Genomic DNA, 18,154 nt, shown 5'->3' with positions numbered 1-18,154 from the left:
GGTGAGCGCTGCCCGGCGGGATGGGGGTGCGGAGAGCGGACCAGGATGGTCCGCGGCCCCGACTAAAGGCAGGGATGCCGTCCGGAGGGGCGGAGCACCCCCGTCCCGTCGGGTAGCGCGTCCTACCGAAGCCGACCGCTCTTCAACCTGCAGAAACAAATGCAAAGTCGCTGGATCCACGCCTAAGCGGGGATGACGAGCAACAGCGAAAGACAAAAAGAGAGGCCGCCTTTCGGCGGCCTTCTTCGCAAGTCAAACAAGAGGCAAGCTCAAAGCGCGTACCCGAACTGCTGCTTGAACTGCTCCGCGAATTCTTCGTAATCGAAGCGCTGATTCTGCGTGCCCGGATGCTCCACCTTCAGCGCGCCCATCAGGTTGCCGATGCGGCCGATGGTCATCCAGTCGTAGCCCTTCTCGATGCCGAAGATGAGACCCGCGCGGAAGGCGTCGCCACAGCCGGTCGGGTCGGTGACGCGGCGCTCGTGCGCCGGCGGCACGTCGAACTTCTGCTCCACCGTGTGGATCTCCGCGCCCTTGGGGCCGCGCGTGCATATGTAGGCCTTCACTCGCGAGACGATGTCCTTCTCGCTCCAACCGGTGCGTTCCTGCAACAGGTTGGACTCGTAGTCGTTGACGGTGACATAGTCCGCCAGCTCGATGAAGTCGCGCAGCTCGGCGCCGTTGAACAGCGGCATCGCCTGGCCCGGGTCGAAGATGAAGGGAATGCCGGTCTCGGCGAATTCCTTCGCGTTCTGCAGCATGCCTTCGCGGCCGTCGGGGCTGACGATGCCGAAGGTGACACCCGGCACGTCCGTCACATGGTTCTCGTACGACCGCATCATCGCGCCCGGATGGAAGGCGGTGATCTGGTTGTTGTCGTGATCGGTGGTGATGAAGGCCTGCGGCGTGAACAACTCGTCGATCACCTTGATGCGGTCCATGCGCACGCCCATCTGCTCGAAGTGCTCGCGGTACGGGCCGAAGTCCTGGCCGACCGTCGCCATCGGGATCGGTTCGCCGCCCAGCAGCTTGAGGTTGTAGGCGATGTTGCCCGCGCAGCCGCCGAACTCGCGGCGCATGCGCGGGACCAGGAACGACACGTTGAGGATGTGCACCTTGTCCGGAAGGATGTGGTTCTTGAACTGGTCCGGGAACACCATGATGGTGTCGTAGGCCAGCGAGCCGCAGATCAAGGCTGCCATCGGGGAAGTCGTCCTGAGTCGTGAGCCCCGGGGCCGGGGCCGAAATTTGGAATGTGAACTGGGAACCGAAGCGGGCGTGCCTGGGGCCTGCCCGGAGGCGGCTGGGAGCCGCGCGGCGCGTAGGGTAGCCGCTGGACCCGCGACCGGCCAGCGCCTAAGTGCTTTTTGGGCAATATTTCCTTGTCTGGACAAGGGCCTGGGCGTAGTCTACCGGGCTCTCTGTGCCCCTTCCCCCATTCGGCAAAACGGCTGATTTCCTGATGTTCAAGAAGTTCCGCGGGATGTTCTCCAATGACCTGTCCATCGACCTGGGCACGGCCAATACCCTCATCTATGTCCGCGGGCAGGGGATCGTCCTGAACGAGCCTTCCGTGGTCGCAGTGCGCCAGGACCGCCTGGTCGGCGGCAACCGCTCGGTCGCGGCGGTCGGGTCCGAGGCCAAGCAGATGCTCGGCCGTACCCCCGGCCACATCAACACGATCCGGCCGATGAAGGATGGCGTCATCGCCGACTTCACCTACACCGAGGAAATGCTCAAGTACTTCATCCGCAAGGTGCACAAGTCGCGCTTCCTGCGCCCCAGCCCGCGCGTGCTGGTCTGCGTGCCCTGCGGCTCGACCCAGGTCGAGCGCCGCGCGATCAAGGAGTCGGCCGAAGAGGCCGGCGCCCGCGAGGTCTACCTGATCGAAGAACCCATGGCCGCCGCCATCGGCGCCGGCATGCCGGTGACCGAGGCCCGCGGCTCGATGGTCGTGGACATCGGCGGCGGCACCACCGAAGTCGCGGTCATCGCCCTGAACGGCATCGTCTACTCGCAGTCGGTGCGCATCGGCGGCGACCGCTTCGACGAAGCCATCATCAGCTACGTCCGCCGCACCTACGGCACCCTGATCGGCGAAACCACCGCCGAGCGCATCAAGCTCGAGATCGGCTGCGCCGTGCCGCAGAAGGACCCGCGCTCGATGGAGGTCTCCGGCCGCAACCTCGCCGAAGGCGTGCCGAAGATGGTGAAGATCAACTCGAACGAGGTGTACGAGGCCCTGCGCGAACCGCTCGCTGGCATCGTCGCCGCGATCAAGCTGGCGCTGGAACAGACCCCGCCGGAACTGTGTGCCGACGTGGCCGAGCGCGGCATCGTGCTCACCGGCGGCGGCGCGCTGCTGCGCGATCTGGACCGCCTGATCAGCGAAGAGACCGGCCTGCACGTGCAGGTCGCGGACGATCCGCTGACCTGCGTGGCGCGCGGCGGCGGTCGTGCGCTGGAACTGGTCGACATGCACGGCAACGAGTTCTTCGCGCCGGAGTACACCTGAAGGTAGCGGGGAGCGGACACAGGAAGGGGGAGCGAACGTCTCTCGATGCGTCCTGTGATGCCGCTTCCAGCAGCTTCGGCCGACTTGGCGGATAGTCCGTTTTTTCCGGCGCGCCGGTGCAGTCCGGCGCGACGTGCGGGAACCCTCGTTCCCCATTTCCCTTTCCCTATTTGCGCTTTTTCCTTCGGCCCCTGACGTGCCTCCCTACGCCGGTCCTTCCGCAAACCGCTCTGGAGACATCGCCGAGACCCTGCGGCTGCTGGCGTATCTCGCCCTGGCCGTCGTCCTGATCGTGCTCGACCACCGCGGCGGCTGGCTCGCGCGCGCACGCCAACAGGCGCAGGTGATGATCCAGCCGGTGCGTGCAGTCGCCGGCCTGCCGGGGCGCGTGGTCCACGCCGTCTCCAACGACGCCGGCACGCTCAGCCAGCTCACCACCGAGAACCGCCGCCTGCGCAACGAGTTGCTCGTCACCCGTGCCCGCATGGCGCGCCTGGCCACGGTGAATGCCGACAACGCGCGCCTGCGCGGCCTGCTCGGCGCGTCCGAGCAGGGCAGCCTCGACGTGCAGCTGGCGCCGGTGCTCGACATCGACCTGGATCCCACGCGCCAGCGCCTGGTGCTGCGCGCGGGCAGCGGCGACGGCGTGCAGGTCGGACAGACCGTCATCGATGCAGGTGGTGTGGTCGGGCAGATCATCGAAGTCGCGCAACTGCAGTCGACCGTGCTGCTGCTGACCGATCCGGATCACGCCCTTCCCGTCGCCGTCGCGCGCAACGGGGTGCGCCTGGTCGCCTATGGCACCGGTCGCGCCGACCGGCTTGCGCTGGCGAGCGTGCCGCTGTCCAGCGACGTGAAGGTCGGCGACATGCTGGTCACGTCGGGCCTGGGCGGCCGCTTCGCCGCCGGGTTCCCGGTCGGCACGGTCACCGCCCTGCGCCCGGACGAAAGCCGCGCCTTCCTGGTCGGCGACGTGAAGCCGGCCGCGCAGCTCGATCGCGGCCGCGACGTTTTGTTGCTGCGTACCTTGCCGGTGCGGCCCGTGATCGGCGGTCTGCCGCAGACGGTTCCGTCGACGACAGAAACGGCCGCGGCAACCACCGACGCGAAGAAAGCGGCGACGGCTGCCGGCGCGAAATCGGGTACGACGCCGCCTAAGAGCACGGCACCCAAGCCGTCGCCTTCGCGTGCCGCACCGCTGACCGGCACCCGGACGGACGAGCGCAAACCCGAACCCAAGCAAGACGAGGCTACGCCCGCCAATCCGCCGCGCGTACCGGCCACGCCGCCCGAGCAGGAGCAACGCTGATGCGCTCGCGTTCGCCTTGGATTCTGCCCGTCAGCCTGCTCGTCGCATTGCTGCTGGCCTTGCTGCCGATGCCGCCGGTGCTGCAGACGCTGCGTCCTTACTGGCTGGCGCTGGCGATGGCTTATTGGGTGATCGAGGATCCGGATCGCGTGGGCCTGGGCTTCGCCTTCCTGGTCGGGCTGGCGGCCGATCTGGTGATCGGCAGCCTGTTCGGCGAACAGGCGCTGCGGCTGGTGGTCATCACCTTCATCCTGCAGCGCTTCCGCGCGCGCCTGCGCTTCTTCCCGATGTCGCAGCAGGCGCTGGCGATCGGTGCGCTGCTGCTCAACGACCGCATCGTGACGACGGCCGTGCACCTGGCCGTCGGTGAGCCGACGCCGATGTCGACCTCGTGGCTCTCGCCGCTGGTGGGCATGCTGCTGTGGATTCCGGTGTTCATGCTGCTCGACGGGCTGCGCATGGGCGGCTGGCGGAGGCGATGAGTTTCCGCCCGCGCCGCCGTGTGCTGAAGAATGCCGCGCTGGAGGCCGACCAGTTCCGCCGCCGCGCCTTCCTCGCTTTCGCCGGGGTGTTGCTCGCCCTGAGCAGCCTGGCGCTGTGGTACTTCCGCCTGCAGGTCTGGCAGCACAGCGAATACGTCACCCGCTCGGAAGAGAACCGCATCAAGCTGCGTCCGGTGGTGCCGGCGCGCGGCCTGATCTACGACCGCAAGGGGCGCATTCTCGCCGACAACGTGCCGGCGTTCCGCCTCGACGTGACGCCGAAGGACGCCGGCGACAGCAAGAAGTGGCTGCCGGAGCTGGCGAAGATCGTGTCGCTCTCGCCCGAGGACATCGCCAGCTACGAGGCCAACCGCCACGTCGCGCGCGGCTACAAGCCGGTGACGCTGAAGCTGCGTCTCACCGAGGAGGAAGCCGCGCGCTTCGCCGTCGACCGCTGGCGTTTTCCCGGTATCGAGCTGCAGTCCTATCTCAATCGCCGCTATCTCTATGCCGAATTGCTTTCGCACGTGATCGGCTACGTCGGTCGCGTCGACGCCAACGATCTGAAGACGATGAGCGAGAGCGACGCGGCGCTGAGCCACGTCGGCAAGACCGGCCTGGAGCGCTATTACGAGCAGGATCTGCGCGGCAAAGTCGGTTACGAGAAGATCGTGACGAACGTTGACGGCCGTCCCATGTACTCGGCCGGACGCGTGCCGGCGCAGCCCGGTGCGGATCTGCGCCTGAGCATCGACCTCGACCTGCAACAGGCGATGGTGACGGCGTTCGGCGACATGGACGGTTCGGCGGTGGCGATCGATCCGCGCACCGGCGAGATCCTGGCGATGGTGAGCCTGCCGGCGTACGACACCAACCTCTTCGTCAACGGCATCACGCACAACGACTACCGCGCGCTGATGGACGACCCGTCGCGGCCGCTGTTCAACCGCAACGTGCTGGGCGGCGGTCCGCCGGGTTCGACGGTGAAGCCGCTGATCGCGCTGGCCGGCCTCGACAGCGGGCTGCGCACGCCCGAGTACAAGGTGTTCTCCACCGGTACGTTCTACATTCCGGGGCAGCGCCGCGGCTGGCGCGACGCGCACGGCGCGGCGGGCTGGACCGACCTGCGCAAGTCGATCGCGCAGTCGGTGAACTTCTACTACTACAAGCTCGCCTACGAGATGGGCATCCAGCGCTTCGACGAGTACATGTACAAGTACGGCTTCGGCGCGAAGACGGGCATCGACCTGGCCGGCGAGAACATCGGCGTGGTGCCTTCGCCGGAGTGGAAGCGCAAGCGTTCGAAGGAAGGCTGGTATCCCGGTGAGACGGTGAACGCCGGCATCGGTCAGGGCTATTGGGTCGCGACCGTGCTGCAGCTGGTGCGCGGCACCGGTGCGATCGCCAATGGCGGTTCGCTCAACCGGCTGCATCTGGTCGACGACCGGCGCGATGGCTACGACCGGCCGTGGACGCCGTTGCCGCAAGGCACGCCCGTGCGCATCACCGAGAACATGAGCAACCTGCGCGCGGTGCAGGAAGGCATGATCGCGACCATCCACGGCGGCGGCACCGGTGCGGCGATGGCCCACGGCGCGCCTTACATGATGGCGGGCAAGACCGGCACCGCGCAGAAGATCAGCCGCAAGGGCAACCAGAGCTTCGATCCGCATTCGCTGCCGTACAACCTGCGCCACCAGGCGCTGTTCGTGGGCTACGCGCCCGCGGACAACCCGACGATCGCCGTCGCCATTTCGGTCGAACACGGTGGTTTCGGCGGCACCGCTGCGGCGCCGATCGCGCGCAAGCTGTTCGATGCCTGGCTGCTCGGCAAGATGCCGGAACCGGTCGAAGGCGTGACGCGTTCGCCGCAGGGCGGTGTGCTGATGGCCGGCCGCGCGCCGCCGCCGCCGGTGCAACCGCTGCAGCCGGCGGGTGCGGCGAATAGCGCGACGACTCCTGCGCCTGGCCAGCCGAGCGCGGCGCCGCAAATCCGTCCGGCACAACCCGCCTTGAAGCAAACCGCTCCGAAGCAGAGTGGACCTGCGCCCAGCGAGCCGACGCCCCCGCCAGAGGCCGCTCCCGAGCAAGACGTCCCGCCGACGCCGCCGGCACCGCAACAAACGGAGCCGACGCGATGAAGTTCCTGCTGCGCTGGCTGTTCGAACTGCTGATGCGCTTCCTGCGCACGGTGGACCTGCCGTTGCTGGGAGCTTTGTTGGCGCTGATGGCGATCGGCCTGGCCGTGCTCTACAGCGCCGGCGATCAGTCGATGCGCTTGGTGATCGCGCAGGGTTCGCGTTTCGCCATGGGCCTGGGCGTGATGTGGGCGCTATCGCGCCTGCCGCCGACGCAGCTGCGCAACTGGACGCCGTGGGTGTACGGGCTGTCGATCATTCCGCTGCTGATCGTGTTGGCGATCGGGCAGGGCAAGCACGGCAATCTGTGGATCAACCTGGGCGTCTTCTATTTCCAGCCGGCCGAAGTGCTCAAGCTGAGCCTGCCGATGATGGTGGCCTGGTATCTCAATCGCCGGCCTTTGCCGCCGCGCTTTGGCGTCGTGCTGATGGCGGCGGTCATCATCGGCGTGCCGACCGGACTGATCCTGCTGCAGCCGGACTTCGGCACCGCGATGCTGGTCGGCATCAGCGGCGCCTTCGTGCTGTATCTCGCTGGCCTGCCGTGGTGGTGGTTCGGCGCCGCGTTCAGCGCGATCGCGGCGATCGCGCCGGCGGCGTGGTTCTGGCTGCTGCGGCCGTACCAGAAGGACCGCATCCTCACCTTCCTCAATCCCGAATCCGATCCACTGGGCACCGGCTGGAACATCATCCAGTCGAAGATCGCGATCGGCGCCGGTGGCTTCACGGGCAAGGGTTGGGGCGAGGGGTCGCAGTCGCACCTCAACTACATTCCGGAGCACACCACCGACTTCATCTTCGCGGTGTTGAGCGAGGAGTTCGGTTGGCTCGGCGTGTTGTTGGTGCTGACGCTGTACCTGTTCGTGATCGGACGCTGCCTGTGGATCGCCTCCGGCGCCCGCGACGGCTACTCGCGTCTGGTCGCGGGCGCATTGGGCCTGGCCTTCTGCGTGTACGTGATCGTCAACGGCGGCATGATCGCGGGCCTGTTGCCGGTCGTAGGCGTGCCGATGCCGTTGCTCAGCTATGGCGGAACCTCGGCGGTATCGCTGCTGGCCGGCCTCGGCGTAGTGATGGCGGTGCACGCGCACCGACCGGTGCACGCGCGCTGACGCCTTTGCTCGTCATCTGCTCGTCATCCCCGCGAAGGCGGGGATCCAGCGACTTTGGCTTTATCTCCGTGGGTTTAAGAGCGGCCGGCTTCGGTAGGACGCGCTGCCCGATGGGACGCGGGTGCTCCGCCCCTCCGGACGGCATCCCTGCCTTTAGTCGGGGCCGCGGACCATCCTGGTCCGCTCTCCGCACCCCCATCCCATCGGGCAGCGCTTATCGCGAGCGTGCAGACCGCCGCTTCGGCGTCAATGCTCTTCTTCTCCCCGCTTGCGGGGAGAAGATGCCCAAAGGGCAGATGAGGGGGAGCGAGCGCAGCGAGTTGCCTTCGCTCTTATCAAAGCGCCGAGATGAGTGGGAGGGCAGGCGGTGCCGGGATCGCTGCCGCCGAAAGCGCACATCCCCTCACCCTGCTTCGCTGCGCGAAGCTGTCCCTCTCCCCGCAAGCGGGGCGAGGGAGGTTAGAAAAGGCCGTAGTAATGACTGAACGAATTTCGCCGCACGATTCACGAATCACGGCTTCGCTGCTACCCTCGGCCGCGATGACCCGATGCCCGTCCCCTGGCAGCGCGTGGATCGAACCGGTGCGACTCGCACTGGCCAGCGCGCTGACCCTCGCACTTGCTGCCTGCGCCACCCAGGCGCCGACGTCCCCAACCACCGCGCCTAAGCACAAGCGGGCCGCTGCGACGGCGTCCGCGACGCCTGCAGCACCCGGCATGACCGCCGCCGACGCGATCACCGCGTCCTTGCCGCCGCCGCAACCCCCGAGCGATGAAGTACGCGCGGCCTTCGTGGCGGAAACCGCGACCAAGTACGGCCTGGATCCGGCATACATCGAATCCGTCCTGGCCAAGGCACAGATCCGCGAAAGCACCGTCGCCGCGATGGCCCGCCCGGCGGAGACCAAACCCTGGCGCGACTACCGCCCCATCTTCATCACCCAACAGCGCATCGACGGCGGCCGCGCCTTCATCGCCGAACATCGCGAGCAACTCGCGCGCGTCGAAGCGCAGTACGGCGTACCCGGCGAAGTTATCGTCGCCATCCTCGGCGTCGAGACCAACTGGGGCGGCAACACCGGCAAGGCGCCCGTACTCGATGCCCTGTACACGCTCGCCTTCAACTACCCGCGTACCAACGCCCCCGACCGCATCGAGCGCGAGAACCAGCGCGAAGCCTTCTTCCGCGACGAACTCGCGCAGCTGATGAAGCTGGGCAAGGAAACCGGCTTCGACGTCACCACGCTCACCGGCAGCTACGCCGGCGCGATGGGCTGGGGCCAGTTCATGCCTTCCAGCTATCGCGCCTACGCCGTGGATGGCGATGGCGACGGCATGCGCGATCTGTTCAACGATCTCGACGACGTCTTCGCCTCGGTCGCCAACTACTTCGTGAAGAAAGGCGGCTGGGTTCGCGGCGAACCGATCATGGTGCGCGCGAGCTACACGCCGGGCGCGATCGCGCTGCCCGATTCCAACGGCGATCCGATCCACACACGGGCGACGCTGGAACAGGCCGGCTACAAACCGCTCGAGCCGGTACCGCCCGCCATCACCGGCGCGCCGATCATGCTCGACGGCGACAGCGACGAATACTGGCTGACGTTCCGCAATTTCCGCGCGATCTGGAGCTACAACAACTCCATTCGCTACGCGACCGCCGTGTACCAACTCGCGCAACTGATCGCGCAGCCCGCGGAAGTGACGCCACCGCCGGTGGCGCCAGCCGACAACCCGAACGGACAGCCCGGCGCATGAAGGCCTGGCTCACCGCAGTCCTGGCACTGGCCCTCGCGGCTTGCGCGGGCGCACCGAAGAAATCCGCACCCCCGCCGGCAACGGCGCGGGCGGAAGCGAAAGCGCAGAGCGAAGCCTCGCAGTCGTCGCGCAAGAAATCGCCCTACGCCGCGGCGCAGGAAGATCCGAGCAAGCGCGGCAACTACGTAGCCGGCGGACTGTATGCGCCCGGCGAGCGCGACAGCGTGCCCGACGACATTCCCGACGTCGACGCGATTCCCGAGCCCGAAATCACCGACGAACCGCGTTCGTCCGTGGGCAACCGCAAGACCTATTCGGTACTGGGCAAGAAATACGAAGTGCTGGACGACCCGCAGGGATACGTCGAAACCGGCATCGCCTCGTTCTACGGCAAGAAGTTCCATGGCCGCCGCACCTCGAACCTCGAGGTGTACGACATGTATGCCTTCACCGCGGCGCATAAGACGCTGCCGCTGCCCAGCTTCGCGCGCGTGACCAACCTGGACAACGGCAAGTCGGTGATCGTGCGCGTGAACGATCGCGGGCCCTTCCACGAAGGCCGGCTGATCGACCTGAGCTACGCAGCAGCGACCAAGCTCGGTTATGTCGGCCGCGGTACGGCGCGCGTCGAAGTGCGCGCGCTGACACCGCGCGACATGCAGGACGAGCGCGCGATGGCGGGACGAGAATCCCGACAAAAGCCGGAACCCGCAAAGCATGAGGCCGCGCCCAGCGCCATCGACCGCCTGGTGGCCGCGATGCCCGTCGCCACGGTCGCCGCCGCGGAACGCGGCGGTGCGCAAGCCAATACCGAGCAACGCTTCGACATGCGTCAAGATGGCCGGACGATGAGCGCGGCCGAATTCGACGCGTGGATGAAGTCGCGGCAGGTGCGCATCGCGACCGGCAAGCCGGGCGTGCCCGATACGGTGAAGGCTCCGATCGCCGCGGCAGATACGAACAAGAGCTCCATCGCTTCGGCCGAGGTTGTGAAGGCCGGCGCGGCCGCGCCCGAGCCGCGCGGCGAGCGCGTCTTCCTTCAAGTGGCTTCGTTCTCCGCCCGCGCCAACGCCGACCGCGCCCTGGCCGTGCTGCAGGGGGCCGGCATCGACACGGCCTCGCTGGCCGACGGCGAGGCCAACGGGCAGAAGGTCTGGCGCCTGCGCGTGGGACCGCTGGCGGCCGGCGTCGCCCCGGAACTGGCGGCACGGATCGCCGGCCTGGGCTTCGGCGCGCCAAAACGCGTGCGGGGGCCCGCGGTAGACCTGGAGACACGGTAAGGGTGATGCCGCGCCCGCGGCCGAGAAAGGCAAGCGACAGGCTGTTGTAGAACCCCCGATCCGGCCCGTCTTCACATCGGACGTGGAGCCGAACGCCACACTGCACTACGATTCGCCCAGTTTTTCCGACTTTTCTTAGTCGTCGACGTTTTTCCTTCCGCAGCACATAGGCCAGACCCCGGCCGCCGGAGCCACTCCCGCAATGAAATCCCGTTTCGCCCTCGCCGCCCTCCTGCTCACGTCGACGCTCGGCCTCGCCCTGGCGCAGACGCCCGCCCCCAAGCCCGCATTGCCGCCCGCCAGCGACGCGCTGCCGGTACCGCCGCCGCCGAAGGTGACCGGGACCGCCTGGGTGCTGATGGACGCCGCCAGCGGCAACGTCCTGGCCGGCGACAACTACGACACCCAGCTGGAGCCGGCGAGCATCACCAAGGTCATGACCAGCTACGTGATCGCCGCGGAAGTCGCCGGCGGCAAGGTCAAGGCCGATGATCAGGTGATGATGTCCGAGAACGCTTGGCGCACCGGTGGCGCCGGCACCGACGGCAGCTACAGCGGCTTCGAGGTCAACAAGACCGCGCCGCTGGAGCAGATGGAAAAGGGCATGGCGATCCAGTCGGGCAACGATGCCGCGATCGCACTGGCCGAGCACGTCGCCGGCAGCGAAGACGCTTTCGCCTCGCTGATGAACGCCTACGCCGCACGCATCGGCATGAAGAACTCGCACTTCGTCAATGCGACCGGCCTGTCGGCGCAAGGGCACTTTTCGACCGCGCACGATCTGGCGCTGCTCGGCCGCGCCTTCATCCGCGACTTCCCCGGTACCTACGCCTACAACAAGGTCAAGGAATTCACCGTCGGTCCGATCACCCAGCCCAACCGCAACCGCCTGCTGTGGCTGGATCCGACCGTCGACGGCATCAAGACCGGCCACCACTCCGGCGCCGGCTACTGCCTGATGGCTTCGGCCAAGCGCGGCGACCAGCGCCTGATCAGCGTGGTGATGGGTTCGACCTCCGACGATCAGCGCACCAGCGACAGCCAGGCGCTGCTCAACTGGGGCTTCCGTTTCTTCGAGACCCACAAGCTCTACGACGCCGGCAAGTCGATCGCCAAGCAGAAGGTATGGAAGGGCGCGACCGCCGAAGTGAACCTCGGCGTCGCCGAGCCGCTGCTGGTCACCGTGCCGCGCGGCCGCTACGCCCAGCTCAAGCCGTCGATGGACGTGCCCAAGACGCTGGTGGCACCGATCACCAAGGGCCAGAAGATCGGCACGGTGAAGGTCGTGCTCGACGGCAAGGTGATCGCGCAGCGTCCGATGGTGGCGATCAACGCAGTGGAAGAGGGCGGTTTCTTCAAGCGCCTGTGGGATGAATTCTGGATGTGGTGGGAGTCGAACTGATTAAGTGCTCTTCTCCCCGCATAGCGGGGAGAAGATGCCCGAAGGGCAGATGAGGGGCGGCGAGCGAAGCGAGCTTGCTTGTCCGGAATGCATCCGCATTCCCGTTCCTAGTGGCATCGAACCGATGGCCGGCGAGCACCAAGCCGGCCATCGCGTTTTTTGAGCTCACCACAAGGAACGCACATGAAAAACACCAGCCCCCATCGCACGCTTTTCCGTCTCTGCCTTATCGGCACCGCATTGGCGATGGCCGCAAGCCCCGCGCTGGCGCAACGCCAGAGCGCGCAGGACATGCGCAAGGATCAGATGCAGCAGATCCCGGTCTGCGCGAAGAAGCTCGGCACGATTTCGGTGCTCGAACCGGAAGACGCCACCAACTGGTGGACCGGCCAGCAGCTTCCCGCGCCGTCCAAGCTGATCAAGGTCTTCGTCAACAAGTCCAAGTGCTTCACTCTGGTCGATCGCGGCGCTGGCATGGACGCGGCGATGCGCGAGCGCGAGCTCTCCTACGGCGGTGAATTGCGCGGTCGTTCGAATGTCGGCAAGGGCCAGATCAAGGCGGCCGATTACGTGATGGTTCCCGACCTCGTCGCGCAGAACAGCAACGCCGGCGGCACCGGCGTGGGCGCGCTGGTCGGCGGACTGCTGGGCGGCAGCCGCGGCGCCGCGCTGGGCGGTGCGCTCAACTTCAAGAAGAAGACCGCCGACGTGGTGCTGACCATCACCGACGTGCGTTCGTCCGAACAGGTGGCGATGGCCGAAGGCAGCGCGAAGAAGACCGATATCGGCTTCGGCGCGGGCGCCGGCCTATGGGGCGGCAGCGGCCTGGGCGGCGCGGGCGTCGGCGGTTATGCCAACACCGAGATCGGCCAGGTCATCACCATGGCCTACCTGCAGGCCTACAACGACGTCGTCGCCCAGCTTGGCGGGCTGCCGGAGAACGCCTCCGCGGCCAACGCCCAGCAGGCGGTGACCGTGAACAAGCCGGCGCGCTTGTTCACCGGCCCGGATGGCAAGAAGGCGGTCCGCTCGCTCGACGTCGGCATGATGCTGTACCCGACCGGCACCAAGCAGGGCGTGATGTGGGAAGTCGAGGACGAGCTGGGCAACAAGGGCTGGGTCTCGTCGACCCTGCTGGGGCTGTCCAAGTAAGCGCCGCGCGCACGACACCAAGCAAAAGGGCTGCCATCGGCAGCCCTTTTTGTTTCGGTGCAATTATTCGGGGCGACGACTAGGCCACTGTCACTAGATCCGCAGGAAATACGGAATCGCCATCAGCGCCGCGCCCAGCAGCACCATGATCCAGACGGTCGATACGAAATAGGGAAACACCATCAGCACGAGCCCGCAGACGAGCGGGACCGGGGCGCTCTGGCGCTTGCCATAAATGAAGAAGCCCAGCCCGATGGAGCTGAACAACACTCCGCAGAACAGTGCGGCGACATCCATCGAAGTGGTCCGGCGGCGGGATTGGGCGCATCCTACGCTCCCTTGGGTTATCCGGCCCCGTCCCCATTTTCCCGGCCATGGAAATCAAGTCCGACAACCCCGAACACGGCTTCCAGTTCCCCGGCAGCTTCGAACTCAGCGCCATGGGCGCCGCCGATGCGGGCCTCGAGCGTGAATTGCCGCAACGCCTGCTCGACGCCGGTATCGAGGTGGAAACCGAGACCGTGCAGTGGAAGCACTCGTCCAACGGCAAGTACGTCTCGGTCCGGATCAGCTTTCGCGCCGAAAACCGCGAGCAGTACGACCGCGCCCACCAGGTGCTGCGCGATCATCCAGAAGTGAAGTGGACGCTGTGAAGTGGACGCTGTAACCGTTTCGGCAGGCGATCCGGCCTGCGTCTCGTCCGCGGCGGACGCAACGACGGCGAGTCCGGCGCTGTTGCGCGACCTCGGCCGCCAGCCCTACGAACCCGTCTGGCGCGCGATGCAGGCCTTCACCGACGCGCGCGACGACGCCACGCCCGACGAGCTGTGGCTGGTCGAACACGATCCCGTCTTCACCCTGGGCCAGGCCGGCAAGGACGAGCACGTGCTGATGCCGGGCGACATCCCGGTGATCCACGTCGATCGCGGCGGCCAGGTGACCTATCACGGTCCCGGCCAGATCGTGCTGTACCCGCTGCTCGACCTGCGCCGGCTAAAGGTCGGCGTGAAGGAATACGTCTGCAAGATCGAGCAGGCGATGATCGACACCCTCGCGGACTGGAACATCCATGCCGCGCGCAAGGACGGCGCCCCCGGCGTCTACGTGAACGGGGCCAAGATCGGCGCCCTGGGCATCCGCGTCCGCCACGGCTGCACCTTCCACGGCCTGGCCTTCAACATCGCCATGGACCTGGAGCCCTTCATGCGGATAAATCCTTGCGGATACGCGGGGTTGCAGGTGACCTCGATGCTAGACTTGGGCGGCCCTTCCAGCCTGGATGCGGTCAAGCCGGTGCTCGTGCAGCACATCGCCCGTTTGTTCGGGTTGTCGGTGCAGCCCGCCGTTGCCCCTGAACTCCCTGTCGTCGCCTGAGTCGCCCATGTCGTCCGCATCCGATTCCCCCAAGACCATTCCCCTCGAGGTCGTGGCCGGCGACGCGCCCGCGGCGCTGCAACCCGGGGTGAAACAGCTCGGCGGCGACAAGATCGGCCGTTCGCCGGTGCAGTTCGCCGACGCGCCGGTGCTGCGCAAGCCGTCCTGGATCCGCGTGCGCATCCCATCGGGCAATTCCGTGCAGCAGCTCAAGGCCAAGCTGCGCGAGAACCGCCTGGTCACGGTGTGCGAGGAAGCCAGCTGCCCGAACATCCACGAGTGCTTCAGCCACGGCACCGCGACCTTCATGATCCTCGGCGAGGTCTGCACGCGCCGCTGCTCGTTCTGCGACGTCGCCCACGGCCGGCCCAAGCCGCCCGATCCGGCCGAGCCGCTGCATCTGGCGCAGACGATCAAGGACATGGCCCTGAAGTACGTCGTGGTGACCTCGGTCGATCGCGACGACCTGCGTGACGGCGGCGCGTCCCATTTCGTCGACTGCATCGCCGCGATCCGCGAGTTCAGCCCGCGCACCAAGATCGAGATCCTCACCCCCGACTTCCGCGGCAAGGGCCGCATGGAACGCGCGCTGGAGATCCTCAAGGTCAATCCGCCGGACGTGTTCAACCACAACATCGAGACGGTGCCGGACCTGTACACCAACGTGCGCCCGGGTGCCGACTACCAGTGGTCGCTGACCCTGCTGCAGAAGTTCAAGCAACAGCATCCGGAGCTGCCGACCAAGAGCGGCATCATGCTCGGCCTGGGCGAAACCATGGAGCAGGTACAGGCGACGCTGCGCGACCTGCGCGCGCACGACGTCGACATGGTCACGATCGGCCAGTACCTGCAGCCGACCGCGCACCACCATCCGGTCCTGCGCTATTGGACGCCGGACGAGTTCAAGCAGCTGGAAACCTACGGTTACGAGCTGGGCTTCAACCACGTCGCCTCCGGCCCGCTGGTGCGCTCGTCGTACCACGCCGACCGTTCCGCCGCCGAAGCGGGATTCGTCGCGGCCTGAGCACTGTTCAGGCCGCCGCCGAACCCGGCGGCTACGCAATACGCGTGCCTACGGCCGTCGCCGTGAGACACCGCTCACCAAACTGAACCTTTCCCCGAGGGTGCGCGGCGATCCTCGATTAATCGGGTAATCGGCACACTTTGGCGTGTTGCACGCAGTCGACAGGGGCTGCAACTTCCGGCACTGTGGACCGGTCGAATCCCGCGACATCCTTGCCCCGGACCACAACGGTCCGCGAAGACCCCGCGATGAAAATCAAGACTCCACGCGCCACTGTGCTGGCCGCTTTCCTGCTCACCGCACCTCTGGCGCTGCTGGCGGCCGATGGTTCCAAGACCGCGCAGTTGCCGCAGCCGCCGCAAAGCGACAAGGTGCTGCTGAAGTCGGTCGATGCGAAGACGCTGCCCAACGCGCCTACCACCGACCAGACCACCGCCGCCAAGCTCGTCTACGGTCTGCTGTCCGACAGTCGCTACGCGTACCGTCCGCGTCCGCTCGACGACACGCTGTCGGCGGACATGTACAAGCGCTACCTCGAAGCGCTGGACGGCAACAAGCAGTTCTTCACCGCGCAGGACATCGCCCGGTTCGACGCGTTCAAGTTCCAGTTCGACGACGCGATCAAGAACGGCAAGCTCGATCCCGCCTACGCGATCTTCGGCGCGTACCGCCAGCGCTTCGATCAGCGCGTCGCGTATGCGCGCAACCTGCTCAAGCAGGACATCTTCACCTTCACCGGCGACGACCGCTTCGAATACGACCGCGAGAAGGCGCCGTGGGCGAGCGATGAAGCCGCGCTCGACACGCTGTGGAAGCAGACCGTGCGCAACGACTGGCTGCGCCTGAAGCTCGCCGGCAAGAAGCCCGAAGACATCCGCAAGACGCTCGACAAGCGCTACGCGAACATGTCCAAGGGCGTGGCCGAGCTGAAGGGCGAGGACGTGTTCCAGACCTTCCTCAACAGCTACGCCAATTCGATCGATCCGCACACCGACTACTTCACTCCGCGTTCGGCCGACAACTTCAACATGACGATGTCGCTCTCGCTCGAGGGCATCGGCGCGGTGCTGCAGAAGCAGGACGACGTGGTCGCGATCCGCGAGATCGTGCCCGGCGGCCCGGCCGGCAAGTCGCAGAAGCTCAAGCCGGGCGATCGCATCGTCGCGGTCGGCCAGGGCGACAGCGGCCTGATGGAAGACGTGATCGGCTGGCGCATCGACGACGTCGTCGGCAAGATCCGCGGCGCCAAGGGCACCAAGGTGCGTCTGGACGTGATCCCGGCCGAAGCCGGCCTCGACAGCCATCCCAACCGTCTCGTGCTGGTGCGCGACAAGGTGCGCCTGGAAGACCAGGCCGCGAAGTCGGAAATCATCACCCTGCCTGCCGCGAACGGTGCGCCCGCGCGCCGCGTCGGCGTGATCAAGCTGCCCGGCTTCTATCAGGACTTCGAAGGCCGCCGCCGCAACGATGGCGACTACGCCTCGGCCACGCGCGACGTCGCCAAGCTGCTGACCAAGCTGCGCGGCGAAAAGGTCGAAGGCGTCGTGCTCGACCTGCGCAACAACGGCGGTGGTTCGCTCGACGAAGCGATCGACCTCACCGGTCTGTTCATCGATCGCGGTCCGGTCGTGCAGCAGCGCGAATCCGGCGGCCGCGTGCAGGTGTATGGCGATGAGGATTCCGGCATCGCCTGGGAAGGCCCCTTGGCCGTGCTGATCAATCGTGGCTCGGCGTCGGCGTCGGAAATCTTCGCCGGCGCGATCCAGGACTACGGCCGCGGCCTCGTCATCGGCGAGACCAGCTTCGGCAAGGGCACGGTGCAGAACCTGGTCGACCTCGACCGCTGGCCGGCCAACGAGACCGCGCGCTTCGGCCAGGTCAAGCTGACCATCGCGCAGTTCTTCCGCGTCAGCGGCGGCAGCACGCAGAACAAGGGCGTGGTGCCGGACATCGCCTTCCCGGTCTCGGTCGACGCCAGCGAATTCGGCGAAAGCACCTACGACAACGCGCTGCCGTGGACGCGCATCGCTGGCGTTCCGCACACCCGCTACGGCAACTTCGCCCCGCTGCTGCCGAAGCTGGAAAGCATGCACACCGCGCGCATCTCCAAGGACAAGGAATTCCAGTGGTGGAGCGAAGACGTGGCGCAGTTCCGCGAGGAGCGCGCCAAGAAGTCGGTGTCGTTGAATGAGGCCGAGCGCCGTGCCGAGCGCGACCGCGACGACACCAAGCGCAAGCAACGTCAGGAACAGCGCAAGGCGCTGGGCCTCGCCATCGATCCGCTGGCGGACGACATCGCCGACGACGGCCTGGCCTCGAGCGAACGCGACATCGCCAAGGACGCCGCGCGCGAGAAGCTGGCCGATCAGCGCCCGGACCCGCTGCTGCGCGAATCGGCGGCGATCCTCGCCGACGCCGTGCAACTGCTCAACGGCGACAAGCAGCTATCCGTGCAGGTGCTGCCGCAGGCGGCGAAGCCGGGGCATTGGGCCGACTGACGTGTTTTCTCCCTCTCCCCGCCTGCGGGGAGAGGGACCGCGTCGCGCTAGCGACGCAGGGTGAGGGGCCGTCACCGCAAGATCCGGATAGCGAGTACCTTCCAGTGCTC

15 protein-coding genes are annotated in these 18,154 nt (G+C 66.9%); 13 read left to right on the top strand and 2 right to left on the bottom strand.

Features of this window, described 5'->3' with window-relative positions; genetic code table 11:
- Positions 1-269: 269 nt before the first annotated feature.
- Positions 270-1,202 (bottom strand): carbohydrate kinase family protein, encoded by a 933-nt coding sequence (locus ACYVJ8_RS16885; RefSeq protein ID WP_460714576.1) that lies wholly within the window; start codon positions 1,200-1,202, stop codon positions 270-272.
- Between the two features lie 260 nt (positions 1,203-1,462).
- Here ACYVJ8_RS16885 and ACYVJ8_RS16880 point away from each other — a divergent pair, with 260 nt between their 5' ends.
- The 9 genes from ACYVJ8_RS16880 (at position 1,463) to ACYVJ8_RS16840 (ending at position 13,148) form a co-directional block, all read left to right on the top strand.
- Positions 1,463-2,515, top strand: coding sequence for a rod shape-determining protein (locus tag ACYVJ8_RS16880; protein ID WP_460714574.1), 1,053 nt, complete (start codon positions 1,463-1,465; stop codon positions 2,513-2,515).
- A gap of 196 nt (positions 2,516-2,711) precedes the next feature.
- The gene (gene mreC / locus ACYVJ8_RS16875) at positions 2,712-3,824 is read left to right on the top strand and encodes a rod shape-determining protein MreC (protein WP_460714572.1); all 1,113 of its coding nucleotides are present in this window, start codon (positions 2,712-2,714) and stop codon (positions 3,822-3,824) included.
- Positions 3,821-4,306, top strand: a complete 486-nt coding sequence (mreD, locus tag ACYVJ8_RS16870; RefSeq protein WP_460714603.1) for a rod shape-determining protein MreD — start codon at positions 3,821-3,823, stop codon at positions 4,304-4,306. Before mreC ends, mreD begins: the two co-directional genes overlap by 4 nt.
- Complete coding sequence (gene mrdA, locus ACYVJ8_RS16865; RefSeq protein WP_460714570.1) at positions 4,303-6,447, top strand: penicillin-binding protein 2; 2,145 nt, start codon at positions 4,303-4,305, stop codon at positions 6,445-6,447. Before mreD ends, mrdA begins: the two co-directional genes overlap by 4 nt.
- Positions 6,444-7,556: a rod shape-determining protein RodA gene (gene rodA, locus ACYVJ8_RS16860; RefSeq protein WP_460714568.1), complete on the top strand. Its 1,113-nt coding sequence runs from the start codon at positions 6,444-6,446 to the stop codon at positions 7,554-7,556. The genes mrdA and rodA overlap by 4 nt, the downstream gene beginning before the upstream one ends.
- 540 nt (positions 7,557-8,096) lie before the next feature.
- Complete coding sequence (gene mltB / locus ACYVJ8_RS16855) at positions 8,097-9,314, top strand: lytic murein transglycosylase B (protein ID WP_460714601.1); 1,218 nt, start codon at positions 8,097-8,099, stop codon at positions 9,312-9,314.
- Entirely contained in the window at positions 9,311-10,594 is a 1,284-nt protein-coding gene (locus ACYVJ8_RS16850; RefSeq protein WP_460714566.1) for a septal ring lytic transglycosylase RlpA family protein, read from the top strand. The genes mltB and ACYVJ8_RS16850 overlap by 4 nt, the downstream gene beginning before the upstream one ends.
- A 202-nt stretch (positions 10,595-10,796) precedes the next feature.
- Entirely contained in the window at positions 10,797-11,996 is a 1,200-nt protein-coding gene (locus ACYVJ8_RS16845) for a D-alanyl-D-alanine carboxypeptidase family protein (protein WP_460714564.1), read from the top strand.
- Between the two features lie 183 nt (positions 11,997-12,179).
- Positions 12,180-13,148, top strand: coding sequence for a CsgG/HfaB family protein (locus ACYVJ8_RS16840; RefSeq protein ID WP_460714562.1), 969 nt, complete (start codon positions 12,180-12,182; stop codon positions 13,146-13,148).
- A gap of 93 nt (positions 13,149-13,241) precedes the next feature.
- Here the strand turns inward: ACYVJ8_RS16840 and ACYVJ8_RS16835 are convergent, their stop codons facing one another.
- A complete protein-coding gene (locus ACYVJ8_RS16835) occupies positions 13,242-13,445 on the bottom strand; it encodes a hypothetical protein (RefSeq protein ID WP_460714560.1) in 204 nt (67 codons plus the stop codon).
- Between the two features lie 77 nt (positions 13,446-13,522).
- Here ACYVJ8_RS16835 and ACYVJ8_RS16830 point away from each other — a divergent pair, with 77 nt between their 5' ends.
- From ACYVJ8_RS16830 to ACYVJ8_RS16815, 4 genes are all read left to right on the top strand, one after another.
- On the top strand, positions 13,523-13,801 hold the full coding sequence (locus tag ACYVJ8_RS16830) for a DUF493 family protein (protein WP_460714558.1): 279 nt from the start codon (positions 13,523-13,525) through the stop codon (positions 13,799-13,801).
- 79 nt (positions 13,802-13,880) lie between these two features.
- Positions 13,881-14,522, top strand: coding sequence for a lipoyl(octanoyl) transferase LipB (gene lipB / locus ACYVJ8_RS16825; protein ID WP_460714599.1), 642 nt, complete (start codon positions 13,881-13,883; stop codon positions 14,520-14,522).
- A gap of 7 nt (positions 14,523-14,529) precedes the next feature.
- Entirely contained in the window at positions 14,530-15,546 is a 1,017-nt protein-coding gene (gene lipA / locus ACYVJ8_RS16820; RefSeq protein ID WP_460714556.1) for a lipoyl synthase, read from the top strand.
- 248 nt (positions 15,547-15,794) lie between these two features.
- The gene (locus tag ACYVJ8_RS16815) at positions 15,795-18,044 is read left to right on the top strand and encodes a carboxy terminal-processing peptidase (RefSeq protein ID WP_460714554.1); all 2,250 of its coding nucleotides are present in this window, start codon (positions 15,795-15,797) and stop codon (positions 18,042-18,044) included.
- Positions 18,045-18,154 lie beyond the last annotated feature (110 nt).

Source organism: Lysobacter terrae (genome assembly GCF_054782215.1).
Note: the sequence above shows the minus strand (reverse complement) of the source record. Positions and strands in the feature narration are given on the sequence as shown.

What these genes read in the sequence shown, in the direction of transcription:
- ACYVJ8_RS16885 (WP_460714576.1), bottom strand. Translation starts at nt 1,202, where the DNA reads ATGGCAGCCTTGATCTGCGGCTCGCTGGCCTACGACACCATCATGGTG.
- ACYVJ8_RS16880 (WP_460714574.1), top strand. Translation starts at nt 1,463, where the DNA reads ATGTTCAAGAAGTTCCGCGGGATGTTCTCCAATGACCTGTCCATCGAC.
- mrdA (WP_460714570.1), top strand. Translation starts at nt 4,303, where the DNA reads ATGAGTTTCCGCCCGCGCCGCCGTGTGCTGAAGAATGCCGCGCTGGAG.
- rodA (WP_460714568.1), top strand. Translation starts at nt 6,444, where the DNA reads ATGAAGTTCCTGCTGCGCTGGCTGTTCGAACTGCTGATGCGCTTCCTG.
- mltB (WP_460714601.1), top strand. Translation starts at nt 8,097, where the DNA reads ATGACCCGATGCCCGTCCCCTGGCAGCGCGTGGATCGAACCGGTGCGA.
- ACYVJ8_RS16850 (WP_460714566.1), top strand. Translation starts at nt 9,311, where the DNA reads ATGAAGGCCTGGCTCACCGCAGTCCTGGCACTGGCCCTCGCGGCTTGC.
- ACYVJ8_RS16845 (WP_460714564.1), top strand. Translation starts at nt 10,797, where the DNA reads ATGAAATCCCGTTTCGCCCTCGCCGCCCTCCTGCTCACGTCGACGCTC.
- ACYVJ8_RS16840 (WP_460714562.1), top strand. Translation starts at nt 12,180, where the DNA reads ATGAAAAACACCAGCCCCCATCGCACGCTTTTCCGTCTCTGCCTTATC.
- ACYVJ8_RS16835 (WP_460714560.1), bottom strand. Translation starts at nt 13,445, where the DNA reads ATGGATGTCGCCGCACTGTTCTGCGGAGTGTTGTTCAGCTCCATCGGG.
- ACYVJ8_RS16830 (WP_460714558.1), top strand. Translation starts at nt 13,523, where the DNA reads ATGGAAATCAAGTCCGACAACCCCGAACACGGCTTCCAGTTCCCCGGC.
- lipA (WP_460714556.1), top strand. Translation starts at nt 14,530, where the DNA reads ATGTCGTCCGCATCCGATTCCCCCAAGACCATTCCCCTCGAGGTCGTG.
- ACYVJ8_RS16815 (WP_460714554.1), top strand. Translation starts at nt 15,795, where the DNA reads ATGAAAATCAAGACTCCACGCGCCACTGTGCTGGCCGCTTTCCTGCTC.